Below are 19,602 nucleotides of genomic sequence, written 5' to 3' on the forward strand. Positions count from 1 at the left end.
CGTTCACCCCTTGCCTTTATTGAAAATCTGCTCCCGCAGCGCTTTTCCGGTTGGTGTTCCCGCCAGTCCGCCGATCCCTGTTTCGCGGAGGGAAGCAGGCATTTCGGTTCCTACTTCATGCATCACACGGACAACTTCATCGGGTGGGATGACACTTTTTACACCGGCAAGCGCCATGTCAGCGGCTGCTAGTGCCGTCATCGAGTGAAGTCCATTCCGAATAATACAAGGAATCTCCACAAGGCCTCCAACCGGATCACAGACAAGCCCCAGCGAATTTTTTAATGCAAGTCCAACGGCATGGCCGACCTGTTCAGGTGTGCCCCCGCCAATTTCCACAAGGGTGCCGGCCGCCATCGCCGTAGCCGAGCCGATCTCAGCCTGGCAGCCTCCAGCGGCGCCGGAAATAGATGCGGAGTTTGCGATGACCAGTCCAAGCGCTGCTGCGGTCATCATCGATAAAATGATCGCATCGCGGCTGTAGCGGCCGCTTTCCAATGCATAAACGAGCACGCTCGGAAGAATGCCGGCGGAGCCCGCTGTCGGTGTCGCAACAATTCGGCCCATTCCCGCATTCACTTCTGAAACAGAAAGAGCATAGGCCATCGTCTGAAGGGTGCCCGGATGGATAAACGATTGTCCGTTTTTAATGTATTCATTCAGCCGAAACGCATCGCCGCCTGTTAATCCGCTCCGGGACATAATAGGTTGCTCGGTTCCTTTGCGCACCGCTTCCTCCATTACCTTGAACTGTGCTTCCATTTGAGCTAATATTTCTTCTTCGGACCGTCCTGTCTGCTCCTGCTCGATCTTCAGCATCACTTGTCCAATCGATATATGCTGGTTTTCAGCAAGTGCTATTAATTCATGTAAATGAGTAAAAGCCATAGCGATGACTTCCTTTCTTCAAAAAATAAATTAGTCTGACTCTGTCAATGGAATGTTGTGCGTTTCTTTAACAGTGCTGAGTATGATGGTCGTTCGCGTTTTAAACACGCCGGGCAGCTGTCTTAATTCCTCACTGATGATCCGGTCTAAATCCTTTGTTCCGCGGCAGCGTACCTTTAGGAGATAATCGTCTTCTCCAGCGGCATGATGGCATTCCTGCACTTCTGCCAGCTCGGCCACTTTCGCTAAAAACAGCGCGCGGTGCTCCATGCGGTCGATTGAGATGGAAATAAATGCGGTCATGCCGTAGCCGAGCGTTTCAGAATCAAGCAAAGCGGAGTAGCCTTTTATGATCCCTTGCTCTTCTAATCTTCGAACCCGGTCAGCGATAGCTGGAGCTGACATTTGAAGGTTCGAAGCCAGCTCAGACCAGGTGGAACGGCCGTTGTCCACCAAAGAACTTATTATTTTGTAATCCAATGAATCCATTCGTTATCACCTAATTTAAATAGTTTATTTTATTATATAATTTTGTTTTATAAAGTCAATTAAGTTTATTTATTAATAAAAAAATCTTATTCATTCATTATATAAGAAAGAAAAGCTCAAGCAGAAATTAGAGTTGCGTATATAATCATATCGTTATATAATCATTTTCGAACAGGAGGGATTAAGTTTGGAGACTAAACCGGCAATGGATATTCAAAAATCAGCATTGCTCTTGAAGCTGCTCGGTGATAAAACCCGTTTAACGATGATGAAGCTGCTTCAGTCACATGAATGCTGTGTATGTGAGTTTACGGCTATATTTGAGGCGAGCCAGCCAGCCATCAGCCAGCATTTACGAAAGCTGAAGGATGCGGGGCTTGTGCAGGAAACACGGCGCGGGCAGTGGATCTTTTATTCCATCAGACGGGATCATGAGTACGCGCCGTTTGTCGAAGACGTATTGAATCACTTCCCGGATCAAAACGAACGGTTAACGAATTTAGAAAAGCAAGGCTTGCGCATTTCGTGTGAGTAGGAGAGGGGTCATCCATTGTTTTCAGTTGTAGCAGCAGCACTTATTTTTTTCGTGACACTTTTTTTCGTTATCTGGCAGCCGAGAGGGTTGTCGATTGGCTGGTCGGCCTGCGCCGGGGCTGCCGTTGCACTGCTTGTTGGAGTCGTTGATTTTGGTGATGTAATCGACGTGACTTCAATTGTTTGGAATGCGACACTGACGTTTGTCGCCCTTATTTTAATTTCGCTTATTTTAGATGAAATTGGCTTTTTTGAATGGGCAGCCTTACATATGGCCAGAGCAGCCGGTGGAAATGGCGTGAGAATGTTTGTGTATGTCATTTTGCTCGGGGCGGTTGTGGCGGCGCTTTTTGCAAATGACGGGGCAGCTCTTATTTTAACGCCGATTGTACTGGCAATGGTTCGTCATTTGAAGTTTGAAGAAAAAATGATTTTTCCGTTTATTATGGCGAGCGGTTTTATCGCCGATACAACATCGCTGCCACTCGTTGTCAGCAACCTCGTCAATATTGTCTCAGCGGACTTTTTCGGGATCGGGTTTATCGAATATGCCTCACGTATGATTGTCCCGAACTTTTTCGCATTAGGCGCAAGCATCCTCGTGCTGTACTTGTTTTTCCGGAAGAGCATTCCGAAAAATTACAGCGTATCTGCTTTAAAGGAGCCTGCGGAAGCAATTAAGGACTTGAAGATGTTTTATTTGTCCTGGTATGTTCTAGCGGTTCTCTTGATCGGCTATTTTACGAGCGAGCCACTCGGCATTCCGGTATCTATTATCGCCGGTATAGTTGCTCTGTTCTTTTTGGCCATGGCGCGTAAAAGCCCGGCTGTACGGACGAAAGCGGTCGTCAAAGGCGCACCTTGGGCGATTGTGTTTTTCTCGATTGGCATGTACGTTGTCGTATATGGGCTGCGAAATGCCGGATTGACAGCTGTTTTAACTGATGTGATCCAAGCTGTATCCGATCAAGGCTTATTTGCTGCGACGATCGGCATGGGCTTTATCGCAGCGATCCTGTCCTCGGTCATGAACAATATGCCGACTGTGATGATCGATGCGCTGGCCATTGCTGATACAAATACAACGGGCACCATTCGGGAAGCCCTTATTTATGCGAACGTCATTGGATCGGATTTAGGACCGAAAATCACACCAATCGGTTCACTGGCTACGCTCCTGTGGCTCCACGTGTTACGCTTAAAAGGCGTGACCATTTCGTGGGGGACATATTTTAAAACAGGCATTATTTTGACCATTCCGACGCTGTTTATTACATTGCTCGGCTTGTATATATGGCTGCTTATTATCTCATAAAAGGAGTTTGACATAATGACGAAAAAAACCATTTATTTTTTATGCACAGGAAACTCATGCCGGAGCCAGATGGCGGAAGGCTGGGCGAAAAAACATTTAGGTGATGAGTGGATCGTAAAAAGCGCGGGCATTGAAGCACACGGCCTAAATCCAAACGCGGTTAAAGCAATGAAGGAAATAGGTATCGATATTTCCGGACAAACATCGGATATGATTGACCCGGCCATTTTAAACAGCGCTGCGCTGGCTGTGACGTTATGCGGAGATGCAGCAGATAAATGCCCGATGACGCCGCCAGCTGTCCGTCGAGAGCATTGGGGCTTTGATGATCCGGCAAAAGCGCAAGGAACAGACGAAGAAAAGTGGTCGGTTTTCCAGCGTGTTCGTGACGAAATCGGTGAACGGATTGAACGATTTGCGAAAACAGGCGAATAAGCACTGTAGAAAATACAAAAGGTTCTAGATAGAAGCGAAAGCCGGACGATCATTGTATCGTTCGGCTGTATGTGCTTTTCCAAGAAAAAAGAAAAATCTAGGCTTTCAACTGCTGGATCATTCGGATTCAAGTGCCAATCACATTGTTAAGTCCCACCCTCTTTTGGTTTTTAAGAGAACGATAAAAATATTATGTTAACTTATAATGATTTCGTTGTTTACAAATGACAGAGAAGCTGTTATTTTGTAGTAGGTACGTCGAACAAAAAAGGGGTTATCAACTATGATGACAATATTTACAGATGGACAAGCAGAAGCTGAAATTACAGAATCTTCCTACTGCTGGAAAAAAAACAGCGTGAAGGTTGAGGATGGGTACTTGAAAAGCACGGGAATGGTGACCCATACGCGAATTCCACTTAAGCACATTGATACCGTCGTGTATTCATACAATCCTAAAAAGCCAGCGATTGTTCCGGTGTTAAAGATCATTGGCAAAGGAACCGTTTTATGTGAAATGGAAATTTCCGCTGAACACATTGAAGCCGTGCAGGATTGGATGTTAAACGTTATTGAATCATAAATAATAGGATAAAAGCTGCCTCCTAAAAGGCGGTTTTTTTTGTAAAGAAAGGGTGAAGGAAGTTGAAAGGTTCCTCTCATGCGGTTATCGGTGCTGCAACCGGCGTTGGAACCGCCGTCTGGCTGCAGTCTGCACCGATTGAAACCGCTTTGTTTGCCTGCGTGGGCGCGGTTGCGGCATTGGTTCCGGATTTAGATGTAAACGGCAAGCTTGCGAACAAAATAACCGTCGAAAAAAAATGGCTTATTTTATTTTTCACTGCGGCAGGGTTGCTTCTTGCTCTTTACAGCTACTTTATGCTGTTTGGCCTTAAGCAGGCGACGGGCTTTATGATCAGCCTCGGTCTTCTTCTGCTGCCGAGACTGTTTATTAAGCAGCGCATGATGCTTTTTTTAACAGGTCTTCTGGTCATGTATGCAGGTTGGTATATAAATGAAACATGGGTCCTGTATGCAGGGTTGTTTATTTTATTTTCTTCACTTGTTTCTCATCGAACGTGGACGCATTCCATTATCGGCATCCTGTTTTTTTACCTGGTCGCTGTTGAAATTGCACGAGCTTATCCAGTTCCAGGCTTGCTGGCTGTTTTAGTATTAAGCTACGTTTCCCACTTAGTGGCAGATATGAAAATGCTTCCAGTGAATAAAAAAGGCACTAAGTTCTTTTATCCCATTTGGAAAAAGGAGTTTTAATTTATAATTACACTATGTGCAAAATTCAAATTGAAATTTTATTTAAAAAAGAAGATTAAACATAAGAAAACAGGCAATGAAAATAAAAAGACTTAAGGAGGATGTCGTCTATGTGGAAAGATTTTTTCTCAAGTATTGGTATTGACAGCGTAAAAGTGGATACAAAACTCAAGAAACGTTCAGCAGCACCCGGCGTGTGTTTTGCAAGAAAAATATGCATAAAAATGCAAAGTTTTTTACATAGTCAGTCACCGATTGAAATTTCCAATTATTTTGTTCGTGACAGGGCATTCGTCAGCCGGTAACTTTCACCGACGTAGCTTATGACATGAGCGTGGTGGATCAGGCGATCCACCAGTGCGGCTGTTAATCGACTGTCTGAAAAAATCCGATTCCATTGACTAAATTCCAGGTTCGATGTAACGATTAAACTCTTTTGCTCATAAAAATCGGTAATGAGCTGGAATAAAATCTCTGCTCCTTCTTTGCTGAATGGAACATAGCCCATTTCGTCTAAAATTAACAGGTCCACAGATTCAAACTTTTTCCGGTAAGCAGTGATGCGGCCGTTCCGATAGGCAGCTTCTAACTCTTCAACCAGATGGGCCACACGATAGAAGCGAACCTCATACCCTTTCTCGCAAGCGCGGTGCCCTAATGCCGATGCCAAATGGGTTTTACCGGTCCCAGGTGCGCCAACCAACACAAGGTTCTGGCGATTTTTAATGAATTCTAATTCTTCAAGTGCTGAGCGATTGGTTGTTTCAGGGAGCCGAATGGCATGGTTCCACTGGTAGGTTTCCAGATGTTTTTCTTCAAGAAAACGTGCTTTTTTTAAGTTGCGTTCAATTCTGGCTGTTTCGCGAAGTTCCAGTTCTTTAAGCAATACTTGTTTCAAATACTGCTCGGGCTTTTCAGCTTCCACCTCAATGCTACTAAAAATATCTGCGACATAGGCGAGCCGGAGGCTTTTACAGATTGTACGTAAATCCTGCTCATTCATTTACAGGTCCCCCTGTCGTGTCAGTTGATCATATTGTCCCCAATTAACATCATACGGATGATCTTTTTCATTCTCCGAATGCTGATACTCTGAGGCCAACTCATAAAAGCGGTCATTGATCTCTTGCATCGAATGTGTTGAAATCAAAGAGAGTATGAAAGAAATGCGCTCTCTTCGAACAGGCAGGGAACTAATCGTTAAATAATCATTGAGACGGCCAGGTAAATATCTTCGATACCTTGAATACTCGACAACTCGTGGCTTCTCCATCCACCCGTGTAACACTTCTTTCCAAGGAAGTGCACGTCGTTTGTTCATATAGGGGCGTAGGCCCGAGGAAATGACTTCACTGTCGCGTGTGACTACTTTGTATTCGTTCCAGGTTAGGACCAAGAACAACTGAACATGATTTTTTGCTTTCGGCACATGAACGAGGACATTATCGATTTTTATTTCGTTGTAAGGATTCGGCTTGACCATTTTTTCTTTTCTCGCTGTAAAATCATTTTCAGGGAAAGCCAGTAATGTCGCGCCCTCTTGTTTCCAAAGCGTTTTGATGTCTACTTCTTTTTCATAATGTAGACGCTGCTGATCTGATGCGGAAAATTCATCAAGCATTTTTGATAAGTCTTCTAGGCTTCCGATCACAGGGGGCACACTGAAAAGGGTATAGCGCACATATCCAACTTTCCCTTCGACATGCCCTTTTTCATTTCCTTTAGCCACATTGCATACTTGCGTATGAAATCCATAATGAAGCTGAAACCGAAGGAATTCATCTGTCAAAGCAGCTTCTTCTGTTTTGCTTCTCGTTGCTTTGACGGCTGTTGTCATGTTATCAATTCGTATTGCTCTCGGCACGCCACCTGCTTTCCTAAAGAGCTTTTTCATGCCTTCCAACAAGCACTCTTGATTTTCCGAAGGAAGAGGCTCATAAAAAGCCGTGTTGCTGGCAGGAAAGGACAAGATTAACAAGTGAATGTCACGCAGTTGCCCTTCTTCAACAGCCTCCATAACCCCGAAATCGAGCTGGGCCTCCCCTTCCGGGTGTGACAGCCTTTCTGTTCCTTTGTCCGGCAATTCTTCACTATGTGTTGCCCGCCACTCGGCAATGAAATTGCACACAGTCCGGTAAGAACCATCGAAGCCATGTGATTGTAGTTCTTGGAATAACTGCTTATTTGTCCGACGCTGTTTTTTCTTTTCTCTTCCATCCTCCAGCAGCCAGTCAGAAATAATCGTTCCCCATTTCTCTTTATACATCATGCCGTTTTTCTTCTTGATGATTGTTGTGTCCGGAAGGTCACCATCGGCATACTTCTTAGCTGACCTCCAGTCGATCCCAAGTGTGGTTGCAATCTTATTGATCGACATCCCTTTTTCATTCCGTAAGTTTTTGATACAATGAATATCGGACATTGCTAGCATCCTTTCTTACCTCCAACCGTTATTAGTTCGCACTTTAACAGTAGAGGGGACTTGGGTGACTAGCAAGTCCTTTTTTTATTTCCAGCAAATCATGCTGCAAAACTATGTATAAATTCCTTGCAATGTTCTGCATATTTATTCTGCACTAAACACGGCGAAACGATTCATGGAGAAGTGTTTGTCACAGGGGGGCAGGCAGAGGAGCCGATTGAGAAAATTCAGGTGCTACTTTACATGCAATATGAAGAGGTCAAAGAAGACAGCGACTTTTCCTGGCATGACAAGCATATTGAAGAGGTCACCATTGATTTTCAGCGGAATATTAAAACGGACGAGGAAATTAATGTGCCTTTTTCCGTTACACTTCCCGAAGACAGCCATTTCACAGATGATAAACATAAGTGGTTTATCCGAACGAAGGTCTTTGTCGACCAGGCTGTTGATCCGGAAGATGAGGATGAAATTTTTGTTCGTACAACTTAAAAGATTGACAGTAAAAAAAGCAGATTCATTTCTGCTTTTTTTTCATGCTGTTGAAAAAAGAATGTGCAGTGAAAAGAGGTGACATTTTTTCTTTTTCAAAGCTAATGCGCTTGCGCGAACACTGTCCGGGCGGCTTCTGCAGGACTTCGCGTTCGGAGGGGCGGGCGGTGAGCTAACTTTTGTCGCTTTGCTCCAAGCATGTTCTTTTCTAGAAAAATAGCCTATTTTTTACTAAGAAAAAAGGAAACAATCCCGAAAAAACATCCGTTCTCTCTTGACCAGTTGTTTTTCAACACTATACAAAAAAAGCAGATTCATTTCTGTTTTTTTTAAAAAAATATAATTGACAACTCGAATCATCTGTTATATATTAATTTTAATAAAAATAAATTGTTATATAACAGAAGGGATGGTTGAGATGGAAATGTATCGTGAAGCATATGAGTATTATAATGAAATGTGTGAATCATTTGGAATGAAACAAATTCCGTTTTACCGATTTATGCATAACTTAACTGAAGAACAAATTGAATTGTACATTCGAAAAGCCATTTAATATTGAAGGGAATGATTGATACGAAGCCAGCTGTTGAAGAAGACGTATAGAACCCCCGTCAGCAGAAACGAAGCCGGCGGGGGTTTTTATTATTTCAAGTGTTTCTGGCAGTAATCCTTAATCATGTCGAGCTCATCGTCCTCAAGCTCAAAATCAAGGACGCTATCGTCTGAGCGGTTGTGAAGAAACATTCCAGCTATTTTTTGTTCAGTTTCAGTTACGACGTACAGCACGCGGATATACATGCCTTCTGGCGAATACAGCTCATCGTCTTCATCCACCTGCGCGAATAAATAGTATTCGTACCGTTCTCCTTCTAAAATGCCAAATGGATCGTCCATTTTCTCTAATGTGTGGTCTGTAATGTTCATGTTTGTGTTCCTCCTTTTTTATTTAGACAGGGCAATAATCCATTTTTTCATCCGTTTAATGCCTTCTTCAAACTGATCAGGGCTTGCGTATCCAAACGAAAGCCGAATGGCGCGGGAAGACCCCTCTGTATAAATACTGCCCGGATGAAATAAAATACCTTCATTTAATGATTCTGTGTACAATTCTTTTAACGAAATCGGCTGATTCAAGCGAAGCCAGATGAAAAAGCCGCCTTTTGGAATGGTCCATTCCGCCAGGTCTGATAAATATCTTTGCAGAGAATGAGAAGCCGCCAGCCTGCGTTTTCGCAGCTCATTCCGGACAAATTGAAGATGATGCTCATAAAGACCTTCACCGAGCCATTCAGCTGCGACTCTTTGTGACAGAGAGCTCGTTCCATAATCCGCCTGCATTTTCACATTGGATAGCCGCTCGATGACGGCCTCGGAGCCCGCAATCCAGCCAATCCGGAGTCCCGGACTTAATGTTTTGGACAAGCTGCTGATGTACAGAACATTTCCCGCAGCATCCATCGATTTAAGAGAAGGAGGGGGCGGAGAATCAAGCCATAGATCCCGATAAATATCATCCTCTATAATCGGCAGCTTATGCGAGCTGCCAAAGGAAAGAATGTCTTTTCTTCTCTCCAGGCTCATGAGCGTGCCGGTCGGGTTGTGAAAGGAGGGAATCGTGTACAGGGCTCCCTTTTGACCGGAAGTCCAGGCAGACTGCAAGGAAGACAAAAGCAGCCCCTCCTCGTCCATCTGAATCCCTTTTAACGACATGCCTAATGATTGAAAGGTATGAATCGAATACAAATAAGACGGCTCCTCAAGCAAAATCGAAGAGCCCGCTTCAAGCAAGCCGGATGCAATCAGCTGAAAGCCCTGCATCGCACCGGAAACGATTAATATCGAAGACGGCGATACAGGCGTCCCCTGCCTGGCCATGTACCCGGCAACGGCTTCACGAAGAGGCTCATAGCCGCCTCGTTCCTCGTAGCCGAGCGTTTGGATTTTCCCGGAAAGGCGGCTGAGAACATCATTTAAATAATTTTCTGGAAACACATCTTCGGCCAGCTCGCCCCTGCTTAAATCAATGATGCCGGCATGTGCCGATGGAGTCATATCACGATCAGGAGAGGGCAGGGAAGCGAGAAGGGACCAGGTGTTGTTTGCTACAAGGGTGCCTTTCCCCATAACTCCTTCAATGATGCCTTCTGCTTTTAATTGATCCAGTGCAGCAACAACCGTGCTGCGGTTCACGGATAAATCTTCTGCAAGCACCCGCTGGCTCGGAATCTTCATGCCGACCGCCCATTTGCCCGCTGCAATCTGTTCCTTAATCCAGCCCGCAACAAAGTCAGATTTAATGCTTTTCTTCATCGCAGCTCCAGTAAGCATGGTTTACCCAAGTGCGAAAAGGTCCGCTTGCAATGATCGGTTTCATTGATAGACCTCCTTGCCTGAATGAGCGGTTCTTTGGGTGAAATCGACATCGGGATAATACGCTTTTTTAACGAGAAGATTAGGACCGAGACAGCGGACTGACGCACAATGGCAATCAATTTCTTTCGATAAAGCAGAACTGGACCAGGTCTGATACGCTTGCTGCAATGCGTTTTCTTGAATATTGCCAAGCGAAGGCGCATCCGCAAAATCCGTTACAATAATGTCTCCGGTGAAAATGTTGACGTTCAGTCTCGACCGTCCGTCCGGATCATTTCGGACGGTGACAAGCGGTTCCTGTTGAAGACGTTCAATAAGTGCCCGGTCCCGTTCATCTGGGCTGCAGGCAAAAAACGGGAGAGTCCCGAACAGCATCCAAACGTCCTCGCGGCGAACGTCAAGCAACTGATGAATGGCATCACGCGTTTCATCCAATGACAAAGACTCAAGCGCACTCGCAAAATCGCTCGGATACATTGGATGCAATTCGTGACGGGCACAGTTCATTTCATCCGTTATTTGACGGTGAATATGAGCCATATGTGGAAGCGTCCGCTTGTTCAGCATCGTTTCGGCTGATACCATAACTCCCGCACCGGACAAAATCCGGCTATTTTCGATCATACGGGTGAATAATGTTTCCCGCTGGCTGTAGGAGGGCTTTCGCTCCATATTGGCAAATCCAGCTTCCACAAAATCATCCACGGTGCCCCAATTGTGAGAGATGTGCAGCACATCCAAATAAGGAGCGATTTTTTCGTACCGTCCGGCATCAATCGTTAAATTGGAGTTCATTTGAGTATAAATGCCACGTTCGTGAGCATAGCGAAGCAACGGCTCTACATAGTGCTCAACCGACTTTTTTGACAGCATTGGCTCCCCGCCGGTAATGCTTAATGAACGGAGCTCGGGTATTTCATCCAGCCTTTTAAGGATCAAAGACAGCGGAAGCGCCTCCGGGTCCTTTGTTTGCAGTGTGTAGCCGACCGCACAATGCTCGCATCGCATATTGCAAAGAGTAGTCGTCGTCAATTCAATATTAGATAACCGAGCAGCTCCTGTCAGGTCAATATCCAGGTAGCTTTCCCACGGATCAAACTCAGGCGAGATTTTTTGTTTCATTTTAACACCTCATTTTTCTTTCAACATACTATTATACCGCTTTTTAGCCAAAATGAAAAAGAAAGCAGTATTTACAATTCTATAGAAAATATTCACATATTCTTCATAATGATATCGTATGATAAATAAAGGAAAGGTCATTCCTTAAAAACATGGAAGAGGTGTTTGAATGGTCAAAAAAGAAGCAACCGTCTTGATTCGCAAAACGGACCGCATAAAGGTACGAATAAGTAAGGTGCAAACGAAAATGCGATTGACCCCGTGCAGGTATCAAAGACCGATTGACTCCCTTTTTGCTCCATTTTCTAAAACATACCGCCCGAATCCGCCTTGACTGGCAGGACCTTCGAAATAGTGAAATTCATTCATTTATTACGTGTTTTTGCCATATTGCTTTTCTTCAAAAGGAAAAACAAGTATGATGTGTGGTAACAACATGTAAGGAGGACATACATAATGAAAAAGGTAACAGGCTTCATGGGGGCTGCATTGCTTGCGGGAGGAGTGCTCGCTGGCTGTTCTGCTGATTCCGAAAATGCGGCACCAGAAGAAGAAACAGTGGAAGAAACTACCGTACCGGCTGAAACAGAGGAAACCGAACCTGCTGTTGGAGAAGAAACGGTTGAAGATACGGGTGCTGGCGCATCAGATACATCTGAAAATGTAGTGGAAGAAGCGGAGCAAGCCGCACAGGATGCACAGGACAGCCTTGGCGAAGCAGCCGATTCCATTGAAGAAGAAGCAGCTGATATCGGAGAAACGGTTGAAGAAGAAGCGGCCGATGTTCAGGAAAATGTAGAGAATGCAACCGAGGAAGAGCAGGAGCCTGCAGAGGAACCAGCGGTTGAAGGAACGGAAGCAACTGGTACGTATAATGGACAAGCAGATCCGCATACCGTCGAAATTGAAGTGGACGGTGTGCCAAATGCGTATCAGGTAGAGGCTGGCAGTGAAACGATGGCGAAGTTTGAAGCGATGAACGAAGGAGACAGTGTTACGTTCGTTTATGTTGAAAATGGGGAACAGCTCGTCATTAATGAAGTAAAATAAAGTTTAAAAGCACATCTCGAAGCGGGTGTGCTTTTTTGTTTAAAAAATGTTGAATTGGGGAACAAGCCCTATATGAAAAGGGTTTATAGGGGGAAGCACGTTATGAATACATCGGGAATGCTGCGAGGATACTTAGCTAGAGTCATGGATCAGGAAAGCTTCTTTTTCCATGTGATCAATTGTATGGAAAAACAGCTGTCGGACTGGGGAAGCGATACGATGCTTCTGTTCAATTGGGCAAATGAATCTGAAAACGTATCCGGATTCTTCATTATTGACGGGTTTTCTTATTCGTTTCATTTTGATAAACAGTCGTTAAAAGAGCTGCAAGGACGATCTCCTTATGCACTCGACCGTGTTCTATGGGAAGCGCTTATACAGGACGGATTTATTTTAAAAGAAAGCGGTTATATAGATAAAGCATTCATGTAAAAAAGCACCGGCAAAAAAATGCCGGTGCTTTTTTAGTGGCGAATTTGCCCAGAACCCCGTACAAGGGATTTAACCGTTGTGATCGCTTTAAGGCCCATTGGACCGCGCGCATGAAGCTTTTGAGTGCTAATGCCGATTTCTGCGCCGTAGCCAAATTGTTCGCCGTCTGTAAAGCGAGTGGATGCGTTGCGATATAAAACGGCTGCATCAATTCCACGGAAAAACAACTCGGCGTTCGCGTCGCTGTCGGTCACGATGGCTTCAGAATGCTTTGTGCCATAACGGTTGATGTGGGAAACAGCTTCTTCTGTGCTGCCGACAAGCTTTGCGGACAATGTCATTGCTAAAAACTCCTGCCCCCAGTCTTTTTCAGTAGCGGCGATGACGTGATCATACTGGCTCGCTAATCCTTCATCCCCGCGTACTTCCACACCGGCTTGGTGCAGGGCAGCGAGTAACTCCTGCTGATGCGGCCAATTTTTGTGGATCAATACGCTTTCGGCTGCATTGCAGACAGACGGACGGTGCGTTTTGGCATTTAACGCAATGTCGATGGCCATCTGTTTTTCGGCAGATTCGTCGATGAAAATATGACAGTTGCCCACACCGGTTTCAAGAACCGGTACGGTTGACTGCTCAATGACGGTTTGAATTAAGCCGGCGCCGCCGCGTGGGATCAGCACATCTAAATAATCGTTCAGTTTAAACATTCTGGCTGCTGTTTCACGGCTCGTATCTTCAAGCAGCTGAAGAGCATCTGATGGCAGCGGAGACTGTTCAAGCGCTTGCTTCATTACAGCCGTCAGGGCTTTATTTGAATGAAGGGCAGACGTACTGCCGCGAAGCAAAACGGCATTTCCTGCTTTTAAGCATAACGTGGCCGCGTCTACCGTTACATTGGGACGAGCCTCATACACCATGCCGACAACGCCAAGAGGTACACGAATGGTTTCAATCTCAAGTCCGTGCTCGGTTGTCCATGATTCAACAACCTCGCCAATTGGATCTTCCAGCTTGGTCAGCTGGCGAACTGCTTCAGCAATGGCCGTAATCCGGTCTTCTGTCAGCTGCAGCCGGTCAAGCAAGGAATCCGCGAACCCGGCCTGGCGTCCCGCTTCCATGTCCTGCTCATTCGCCGCTAAAATCGCCGGTGTCTGCTTTATAAGCGCGTCGGCAATCAGCAAAAGCGCCTCGTTTTTTTCATCGGTCGTTTTCATCGCCATGTTAAAAGAAGACTGCTTTAATAAGGATGCTTTTTGAATTAATTCATTCATTTTTTCCACTCCTCGCTTCATTTTTTAATGCCACCCAGTTGTCGCGGTGAATCACTTCTGCCCGTTCATTGATCGAATACGCTTTTGCTTCAGGTCCGGGCAGCCCTTTTACTTTTTGAAGATCAACCGATGAATAAAAAACCTGTCCGCGTCCGAGCAGCTGGCCGTGTTGATTGCATACGTCCACCACATCCAGCGCATCGAATAAGCCATCAATGGAAAGAATACCGACAGGCAGGAGGCTTTTTCCGCCTTTGACGATGGCTTTTTCCGCTCCGTCATCCACCTTTACAACACCGGACGGTTTGGCATGATGGGCGAGCCATTGTTTTTTTCGCTGCATATGGGGGTTCATCGGTGAACCAATGTACGTGCCATCGCCTTTTCCTTCCATAATATCAAGAAGCTTGCGCTCGCCTGATCCATTGCCAATAAAGACAGAGACGCCAAGAGACTGTGCTTTATCAGCAGCGAGCAGCTTTGATTTCATTCCGCCTGTGCCGACGGATGATCCACTGCCGCCTGCTGCTTCTAAAAGCTCAGGTGAAATCTCCGGTACAAAATTAAACCGCTTGGCACCAGCATTCGTTTTTGGGTTGCTGTCATATAAACCGTTTATATCGGTTAAAATGACCAGGCCGTCTGCCTGCAAAAACCCGCTCACAAGAGCTGAGAGCATATCGTTATCTCCATATGTCAGCTCTTCAATGGAAATGGAGTCATTTTCATTAATAATCGGAACGGCTCCGCGGCTCAGAAGCTCTGTCATCGCTGTATAAAAGTTTTGAAACCGTCCTTTTGAGTAAAAGTCACCCTTTGTCAAAAGCATTTGAGCGGCCGTAATGCCCTTTGGCGTTAAATGTGAAATATAGCGCTGAATAAGAAGGCTTTGTCCAACGGCGGCAGAAGCCTGGCGGGCCGCCATTACCTTTGGACGTACCGGATAACCAAGCGCCCGGAAGCCGGCTGCCACTGCTCCGGATGACACGACAATCACATCATGTCCCTGCTCCTTCATGGCAGCAATCGCCGACGTATGGTCAGCAATTTTTTCTTCGACAATGTTTCCGCTCTCATCTGTTAATGAACTGCTGCCAATTTTCACGACAATTCGTTGTTTTTTCATCTGTCAACTCATCCTTTACAATAAAAAAAGCACACCGAATCGTCCATAAAGGACGGGTATGCTTTCCGTGGTACCACCTTTTTTGACGCGAAAATGCGCCCACTTAAGATCCATAACGGAGAAAACCGGCTTATGTTTTCATAAGCAATGTATCACAGGGCAGGTTCAACGTTTGTATCCGCAGGAGCTTTTCAGCCTGGAGCTCCCTCTCTTATGCGGCAGTGATCCGTTTACTGATCCCATCATCTTCGCTCTATTTCTTACTATTATCGTCAATTCTGACTATTTGTCAAGCGTAGGAGGAGCAGAACGAACGATATCGAGAAAATGCTTTAACACCTTGGCGGTCAGTCCCCAGATAATTCGATTCTCGTAAAAATAAAAATATTCTTCCATCATTTTCGTCTGCCAGTTATACTCTTTGCCGCTTGCAATTAAATGATACGGAAACCCTTCCTCCGGCTCAGGACGAAGCTGAATGTAATGCAGATCGGGTTTTGTGTTCAGCAGAAAATCAAGCGGCACGGTAAACACTTCCCCAACCTCCGCTTCATTTAAGTGAAGAGAGGTCGTATCCACAACACCGGCATAGCTGTAAATAATCGTGCCGAAAGGAGTAAGCATGTAGTCGAGTGGAAACAAAAGAGCAATACGGTCAAGAGGGACCCCTAATTCTTCATGTGTTTCGCGGACAGCGGCTTGTTCGGGGCTTGCATCCTCGGGGTCGATACGGCCGCCGGGAAAACAAATTTCTCCAGGCTGCCGGCGCATCGACATGGAACGGACCTCGAACAAAACGTGAAGCCCGTCTTTTTTTTGAACGAGCGGCAGGAGAATGGAGAACTTGGCCAGATTCTCACTGCCGAGAATCTCAGGTGACCGGTTTGAAAAAAGGTTCTTCAACGCATCGACATTCATCAAAACCATCTCCAAGTCTTAAGGTCCGCAGCAGGCGGACAGTGAAAAAATTGATTCATTCTATTATAATAGAAAAATGAAGAGAATGAAAAAAATTGATTTTATAGTGTGAAAATATTCAAAAAAATTGTATGATAGAAGAAGTACATACATCAGCAGCTGCTGACGAATTTTTACAAATGAGGAGTCCTGAAAGATGACACAAGAATTAACCGTACAATTAGCTGGCACGAAAAGAGAAAAGCCTGATCAGGCAAATTTGGGGTTCGGCCGAATTTTTACTGATCATATGTTTATGATGGACTATACGGAAGGGCAGGGCTGGCACGATGCCCGAATTGTTCCTTATCAGCCTATCGCGCTTGATCCGTCGGCTATGGTGTTCCATTACGGACAGACGGTATTCGAAGGGATGAAAGCGTATTTGACGAAAGAAGGCCGGGTCTTTTTATTCCGTCCGGAAAAAAACATGGAGCGCTTGAACCGGTCAAACGAACGGCTTTGCATCCCGCAAATTGATGGAGATTATGCTATCGAAGGGTTGAAAAAGCTCATTGACATCGACCGTGAATGGATTCCCACTGCAGAAGGCACATCGCTATACGTTCGCCCGTTCATCATTGCAACGGAGCCGTTCCTTGGCGTTGCACCTGCGAAAAACTACACCTTTATGATCATCATGTCGCCAGTCGGTCTTTATTATAAAGAAGGCATCGCGCCAGTGAAGATTTTAGTTGAAAACGATTTTGTTCGTGCGGTAAAAGGCGGCACGGGTGAAGCGAAAACAGGCGGAAACTATGCGGCGAGCTTAAAAGGCCAGGAAATCGCTTCTGAAAAGAATTATTCCCAGGTGCTCTGGCTCGATGGTGTTGAGCGTAAATACATCGAAGAAGTCGGCAGCATGAACGTGTTCTTTAAAATTGATGGAGAAGTGATTACGCCTGAGCTGAACGGCAGCATTTTGCACGGCGTCACGCGTGATTCTGTTATTCAACTGCTGAAGCACTGGAACATTCCGGTAGCTGAACGCCGCATTTCAATGGATGAAGTAGCGGAAGCCTACCGGAATGGGAAGCTTGAGGAAGCGTTCGGCACGGGCACAGCGGCCATCATTTCGCCGATTGGTGAGTTTTTATGGAACGATGAAAAAATGGTCCTAAATGGCGGCAAAACAGGTGAGCTGTCAAAACGCATTTATGACACGATTACGTCCATTCAAAAAGGGGCGCAAAAAGACGAGTTCGGCTGGATTACGGAAGTCCCTGTTTCAAAATAAAAGAAAAAAGAGGCTTTCTGACTTCATTTTGTTCAGAAAGCCGTTCTTTTTAATGGGGTGGATACATGGAAGTGGCATCGCTTGGGTTTGATTTATCACTAATTGATTTACATGACTCTGGATTTACGAAACGGACGGGCTCCTACGTCTTCCATGAAGCCAAAAAAGCCATCATTGAAACAAGTGCCAGCCCATCTGTTCCGTTTTTACTCGATGGGCTTCGTGCGCTGGAAATAAAACCGGAAGAAATCGAATACGTCATCGTCACGCATATTCACTTGGATCATGCCGGTGGAGCTGGCCTGTTTTTACAGTCATGTCCGAATGCCAAGCTGATCGTTCATCCAAAAGGAGTGCGTCATTTGGAAAACCCGAGTCGACTGATTGAAAGCGCAAAAATGGTGTATGGGGATTTATTTGATCCGTTATTTGACCCGATTATCCCTGTACCTGCAGATCGAATCATTCAAATGAATGATGGAGATACGCTCGATCTTGGAAATCGGATTTTAACGTTTTTTCATACACCGGGCCATGCGAATCATCATTTTTCCATATATGATAATAAGTCAAACGGTGTATTTACCGGTGATACAGCGGGCATTCAATATGCGCAGCTGACAGATGGTGGAATCCCTTTTTACATGCCGACCACGTCGCCGAATCAATTTGATCCAAATGCGATGAAGCAGTCAATGGACCGAATCATGAAATTCAGTCCAGATCGATTGTACTTCGGCCATTTCGGTATGACCGACCAGCCCGAACAGGCAATTACCATGGTTCAGTATTGGCTGGATGTTTATATGGAGGAGCTTGGAAAACATAAAACGGTGGACGGGCTCAAAGAGGCTTTAATGGAAAAGGTTGCGGCCTATTTGGATGGAAAAGGTATTCCGTCCGATCATTCTGTATTTGACCTGCTGGAAATTGATTTGAACGTAAGCGCGCAAGGAATGATTCATTTTAAATCAAAAAAGCACTCGATATGAGTGCTTTTTTTATTTGCATCGAGGTCGGTAAGTACCGGTAAACTGATTTCTCGATGCGCGAGAGAGCGAATCTCAAGCACCACTAAAATTTTACATTTTTAAGGTGGTCATGCATTCTGTCTTCTTGAATTCGTTCTAAATACAGGTTGGTTGTGGAAATATCTGCATGTCCGGCTAAATCTTTCACAACGGCCAGCGGTACGTCCTGCTCAAGCAAATTTGTTACGAATGTGTGCCGAAACCAGTGAGGACTGACATCAGGTCTTGTTCCGGCAATCCGAACGGCGTCTTTTACCAGCTTGTAAAGAGCGGCATAAGAAAGTCGTTTTTTATTTGCCGTTACATCCTTCTTGTTGTACATCGAGAAGAAAAGAGGTTCAGTTGATTCGGCCTGAAACGTACTTGATTCGCCGCAAAGGGACCGGTAGTGAAATAAAAACTGTTCGGTTTCCTTTAAAACCGGCAGCGTTCGCTGTTTGCCGCCTTTCCCGAGCACATCCACGACCACATCGCCCTGACGGCTGCGGCGAAAACTCCCCCAATTCAACTGGATGAGCTCGGAGGACCGAATGCCAAGCGTAAGCAGCATCATCCCGATTAAGCGGTTGCGTGCTTCTAACGGCGCCCGGTTTCGATCGGCTTGAACGACCGTGGCAAAGCAGTCGATGATTTGCCTCGCTTCATAGGAGGATAATTCCCGCAGGCTGGTCCGATTTTCTCCAGACTCCGCCACATGTCCTTTTTGAATAAGCGGCTTTTGAATCCAGACAGCCAGGCGTGTGGCGTAAAAATGAGTGTTGAAGCCAAACTCCAAAAAACGCCGGAAAAACTCTAATTTACGCGCTGCACTTTTTGGCTTGTATTGCGCGGTGATAAAGCGGTTAAATGCTTTGACTTCCGGAAATCCAATCGACCGAAAATCAAGCCCGTATTCGGCTAAATAAGCGAGAAGTGTTTTAGCATCGCTCCGGTACGCCTTTAATGTATGAGGTGAAAAGGTTCTGTTTTCCTTTAAGATGCCAATGGCGAAAAAATATTCTAAAAATTCTTCGTCCGTGCAATTCGCCAGCGACAGGTTTCGCGTATCATCAAGCAAATGCTGACGGGACTGGAGCTGCTGTAAAAACGCGTCGTGAGAAGACAAAAGAGCCGGTACATTCATGAAAATCCCTCATTTACAGTAATC

The 19,602-nt window shown here is 45.4% G+C and carries 23 protein-coding genes and 1 other annotated feature; of the genes, 12 read left to right on the plus strand and 11 right to left on the minus strand.

Annotated features, from left to right (window positions below; all coding sequences use genetic code 11):
* Positions 1-3: 3 nt before the first annotated feature.
* Together sdaAA and BW952_RS00550 are read right to left on the minus strand one after the other, a co-directional pair.
* Positions 4-888 (minus strand): L-serine ammonia-lyase, iron-sulfur-dependent, subunit alpha, encoded by an 885-nt coding sequence (gene sdaAA / locus BW952_RS19275; protein WP_045851113.1) that lies wholly within the window; start codon positions 886-888, stop codon positions 4-6.
* Between the two features lie 30 nt (positions 889-918).
* Positions 919-1,377 carry an Lrp/AsnC family transcriptional regulator gene (locus BW952_RS00550; RefSeq protein ID WP_045851112.1) on the minus strand — a complete coding sequence of 153 codons (459 nt, stop codon included), beginning with the start codon at positions 1,375-1,377 and terminating at the stop codon, positions 919-921.
* 205 nt (positions 1,378-1,582) lie between these two features.
* On the opposite strand from BW952_RS00550, the gene BW952_RS00555 reads away from it, so the two are divergent.
* The 6 genes from BW952_RS00555 (at position 1,583) to BW952_RS19180 (ending at position 5,241) form a co-directional block, all read left to right on the plus strand.
* On the plus strand, positions 1,583-1,912 hold the full coding sequence (locus BW952_RS00555) for an ArsR/SmtB family transcription factor (RefSeq protein WP_045851147.1): 330 nt from the start codon (positions 1,583-1,585) through the stop codon (positions 1,910-1,912).
* Between the two features lie 15 nt (positions 1,913-1,927).
* Positions 1,928-3,226, plus strand: coding sequence for an arsenic transporter (locus BW952_RS00560; RefSeq protein WP_045851111.1), 1,299 nt, complete (start codon positions 1,928-1,930; stop codon positions 3,224-3,226).
* A gap of 15 nt (positions 3,227-3,241) precedes the next feature.
* The gene (gene arsC / locus BW952_RS00565) at positions 3,242-3,661 is read left to right on the plus strand and encodes an arsenate reductase (thioredoxin) (RefSeq protein WP_045851110.1); all 420 of its coding nucleotides are present in this window, start codon (positions 3,242-3,244) and stop codon (positions 3,659-3,661) included.
* A gap of 283 nt (positions 3,662-3,944) precedes the next feature.
* Positions 3,945-4,244, plus strand: coding sequence for a hypothetical protein (locus BW952_RS00570; protein WP_052698463.1), 300 nt, complete (start codon positions 3,945-3,947; stop codon positions 4,242-4,244).
* 62 nt (positions 4,245-4,306) lie between these two features.
* Entirely contained in the window at positions 4,307-4,936 is a 630-nt protein-coding gene (locus BW952_RS00575) for a metal-dependent hydrolase (protein ID WP_045851109.1), read from the plus strand.
* Between the two features lie 110 nt (positions 4,937-5,046).
* The gene (locus tag BW952_RS19180) at positions 5,047-5,241 is read left to right on the plus strand and encodes a hypothetical protein (RefSeq protein WP_139325401.1); all 195 of its coding nucleotides are present in this window, start codon (positions 5,047-5,049) and stop codon (positions 5,239-5,241) included.
* On the opposite strand, the gene istB is transcribed toward BW952_RS19180, so the two are convergent.
* Both istB and istA read right to left on the minus strand, forming a co-directional pair.
* Positions 5,205-5,939 carry an IS21-like element helper ATPase IstB gene (gene istB, locus BW952_RS00580; RefSeq protein ID WP_045851108.1) on the minus strand — a complete coding sequence of 245 codons (735 nt, stop codon included), beginning with the start codon at positions 5,937-5,939 and terminating at the stop codon, positions 5,205-5,207. The two genes, BW952_RS19180 and istB, sit on opposite strands and share 37 nt — an antisense overlap.
* A complete protein-coding gene (istA, locus tag BW952_RS00585) occupies positions 5,940-7,367 on the minus strand; it encodes an IS21 family transposase (RefSeq protein WP_045851107.1) in 1,428 nt (475 codons plus the stop codon).
* Positions 7,368-7,484: 117 nt separating this feature from the next.
* On the opposite strand from istA, the gene BW952_RS00590 reads away from it, so the two are divergent.
* Together BW952_RS00590 and BW952_RS19280 are read left to right on the plus strand one after the other, a co-directional pair.
* Entirely contained in the window at positions 7,485-7,850 is a 366-nt protein-coding gene (locus BW952_RS00590; protein WP_076496155.1) for a sporulation protein, read from the plus strand.
* Positions 7,851-8,268: 418 nt separating this feature from the next.
* The gene (locus BW952_RS19280; protein ID WP_169714072.1) at positions 8,269-8,406 is read left to right on the plus strand and encodes a hypothetical protein; all 138 of its coding nucleotides are present in this window, start codon (positions 8,269-8,271) and stop codon (positions 8,404-8,406) included.
* Positions 8,407-8,495: 89 nt separating this feature from the next.
* On the opposite strand, the gene BW952_RS00595 is transcribed toward BW952_RS19280, so the two are convergent.
* From BW952_RS00595 to yfkAB, 3 genes are read right to left on the minus strand one after another with little or no spacing between them, the layout of a single operon-like run.
* A complete protein-coding gene (locus tag BW952_RS00595; protein ID WP_045851105.1) occupies positions 8,496-8,777 on the minus strand; it encodes a DUF6509 family protein in 282 nt (93 codons plus the stop codon).
* An 18-nt stretch (positions 8,778-8,795) separates the two neighbouring features.
* A complete protein-coding gene (locus tag BW952_RS00600; RefSeq protein WP_231581397.1) occupies positions 8,796-10,163 on the minus strand; it encodes an aminotransferase-like domain-containing protein in 1,368 nt (455 codons plus the stop codon).
* Between the two features lie 60 nt (positions 10,164-10,223).
* The gene (gene yfkAB, locus BW952_RS00605) at positions 10,224-11,348 is read right to left on the minus strand and encodes a radical SAM/CxCxxxxC motif protein YfkAB (protein ID WP_045851103.1); all 1,125 of its coding nucleotides are present in this window, start codon (positions 11,346-11,348) and stop codon (positions 10,224-10,226) included.
* A 456-nt stretch (positions 11,349-11,804) separates the two neighbouring features.
* Between yfkAB and BW952_RS00610 the strand changes: the two genes are divergently transcribed.
* Positions 11,805-12,398, plus strand: coding sequence for a hypothetical protein (locus BW952_RS00610; RefSeq protein ID WP_045851102.1), 594 nt, complete (start codon positions 11,805-11,807; stop codon positions 12,396-12,398).
* A 102-nt stretch (positions 12,399-12,500) separates the two neighbouring features.
* Positions 12,501-12,830, plus strand: a complete 330-nt coding sequence (locus BW952_RS00615; protein WP_045851101.1) for a hypothetical protein — start codon at positions 12,501-12,503, stop codon at positions 12,828-12,830.
* Positions 12,831-12,862: 32 nt separating this feature from the next.
* On the opposite strand, the gene BW952_RS00620 is transcribed toward BW952_RS00615, so the two are convergent.
* From BW952_RS00620 to BW952_RS00630, 3 genes are all read right to left on the minus strand, one after another.
* Positions 12,863-14,104 (minus strand): glutamate-5-semialdehyde dehydrogenase, encoded by a 1,242-nt coding sequence (locus BW952_RS00620; RefSeq protein ID WP_045851100.1) that lies wholly within the window; start codon positions 14,102-14,104, stop codon positions 12,863-12,865.
* Entirely contained in the window at positions 14,097-15,230 is a 1,134-nt protein-coding gene (gene proB / locus BW952_RS00625) for a glutamate 5-kinase (protein ID WP_045851099.1), read from the minus strand. The genes BW952_RS00620 and proB overlap by 8 nt, the downstream gene beginning before the upstream one ends.
* A 45-nt stretch (positions 15,231-15,275) precedes the next feature.
* Positions 15,276-15,485, minus strand: a binding site (T-box leader).
* Between the two features lie 27 nt (positions 15,486-15,512).
* A complete protein-coding gene (locus BW952_RS00630; RefSeq protein ID WP_045851098.1) occupies positions 15,513-16,148 on the minus strand; it encodes an NUDIX hydrolase in 636 nt (211 codons plus the stop codon).
* Between the two features lie 196 nt (positions 16,149-16,344).
* Here BW952_RS00630 and BW952_RS00635 point away from each other — a divergent pair, with 196 nt between their 5' ends.
* Positions 16,345-17,424, plus strand: coding sequence for a branched-chain amino acid aminotransferase (locus BW952_RS00635; protein WP_045851097.1), 1,080 nt, complete (start codon positions 16,345-16,347; stop codon positions 17,422-17,424).
* A gap of 65 nt (positions 17,425-17,489) precedes the next feature.
* Entirely contained in the window at positions 17,490-18,416 is a 927-nt protein-coding gene (locus BW952_RS00640; protein ID WP_045851096.1) for an MBL fold metallo-hydrolase, read from the plus strand.
* An 82-nt stretch (positions 18,417-18,498) separates the two neighbouring features.
* Here the strand turns inward: BW952_RS00640 and BW952_RS00645 are convergent, their stop codons facing one another.
* A complete protein-coding gene (locus BW952_RS00645) occupies positions 18,499-19,578 on the minus strand; it encodes a tyrosine-type recombinase/integrase (protein ID WP_045851095.1) in 1,080 nt (359 codons plus the stop codon).
* Positions 19,579-19,602 lie beyond the last annotated feature (24 nt).

The sequence above is a fragment of the Domibacillus enclensis genome (assembly GCF_900156125.1).
In the GTDB taxonomy this organism is placed as follows: domain Bacteria; phylum Bacillota; class Bacilli; order Bacillales; family Domibacillaceae; genus Domibacillus; species Domibacillus enclensis.

Coding starts and splice junctions, on each gene's coding strand:
- BW952_RS00550 (WP_045851112.1), bottom strand. CDS start 1,377: ATGGATTCATTGGATTACAAAATAATAAGTTCTTTGGTGGACAACGGC.
- BW952_RS19180 (WP_139325401.1), top strand. CDS start 5,047: ATGTGGAAAGATTTTTTCTCAAGTATTGGTATTGACAGCGTAAAAGTG.
- BW952_RS00645 (WP_045851095.1), bottom strand. CDS start 19,578: ATGAATGTACCGGCTCTTTTGTCTTCTCACGACGCGTTTTTACAGCAG.
- BW952_RS19280 (WP_169714072.1), top strand. CDS start 8,269: ATGGAAATGTATCGTGAAGCATATGAGTATTATAATGAAATGTGTGAA.
- BW952_RS00620 (WP_045851100.1), bottom strand. CDS start 14,104: ATGAATGAATTAATTCAAAAAGCATCCTTATTAAAGCAGTCTTCTTTT.
- BW952_RS00600 (WP_231581397.1), bottom strand. CDS start 10,163: ATGAAGAAAAGCATTAAATCTGACTTTGTTGCGGGCTGGATTAAGGAA.
- BW952_RS00615 (WP_045851101.1), top strand. CDS start 12,501: ATGAATACATCGGGAATGCTGCGAGGATACTTAGCTAGAGTCATGGAT.
- BW952_RS00635 (WP_045851097.1), top strand. CDS start 16,345: ATGACACAAGAATTAACCGTACAATTAGCTGGCACGAAAAGAGAAAAG.
- BW952_RS00610 (WP_045851102.1), top strand. CDS start 11,805: ATGAAAAAGGTAACAGGCTTCATGGGGGCTGCATTGCTTGCGGGAGGA.
- BW952_RS00555 (WP_045851147.1), top strand. CDS start 1,583: ATGGATATTCAAAAATCAGCATTGCTCTTGAAGCTGCTCGGTGATAAA.
- BW952_RS00570 (WP_052698463.1), top strand. CDS start 3,945: ATGATGACAATATTTACAGATGGACAAGCAGAAGCTGAAATTACAGAA.
- proB (WP_045851099.1), bottom strand. CDS start 15,230: ATGAAAAAACAACGAATTGTCGTGAAAATTGGCAGCAGTTCATTAACA.
- BW952_RS00640 (WP_045851096.1), top strand. CDS start 17,490: ATGGAAGTGGCATCGCTTGGGTTTGATTTATCACTAATTGATTTACAT.
- arsC (WP_045851110.1), top strand. CDS start 3,242: ATGACGAAAAAAACCATTTATTTTTTATGCACAGGAAACTCATGCCGG.
- istA (WP_045851107.1), bottom strand. CDS start 7,367: ATGCTAGCAATGTCCGATATTCATTGTATCAAAAACTTACGGAATGAA.
- BW952_RS00630 (WP_045851098.1), bottom strand. CDS start 16,148: ATGAATGTCGATGCGTTGAAGAACCTTTTTTCAAACCGGTCACCTGAG.
- BW952_RS00595 (WP_045851105.1), bottom strand. CDS start 8,777: ATGAACATTACAGACCACACATTAGAGAAAATGGACGATCCATTTGGC.
- yfkAB (WP_045851103.1), bottom strand. CDS start 11,348: ATGAAACAAAAAATCTCGCCTGAGTTTGATCCGTGGGAAAGCTACCTG.
- sdaAA (WP_045851113.1), bottom strand. CDS start 888: ATGGCTTTTACTCATTTACATGAATTAATAGCACTTGCTGAAAACCAG.
- istB (WP_045851108.1), bottom strand. CDS start 5,939: ATGAATGAGCAGGATTTACGTACAATCTGTAAAAGCCTCCGGCTCGCC.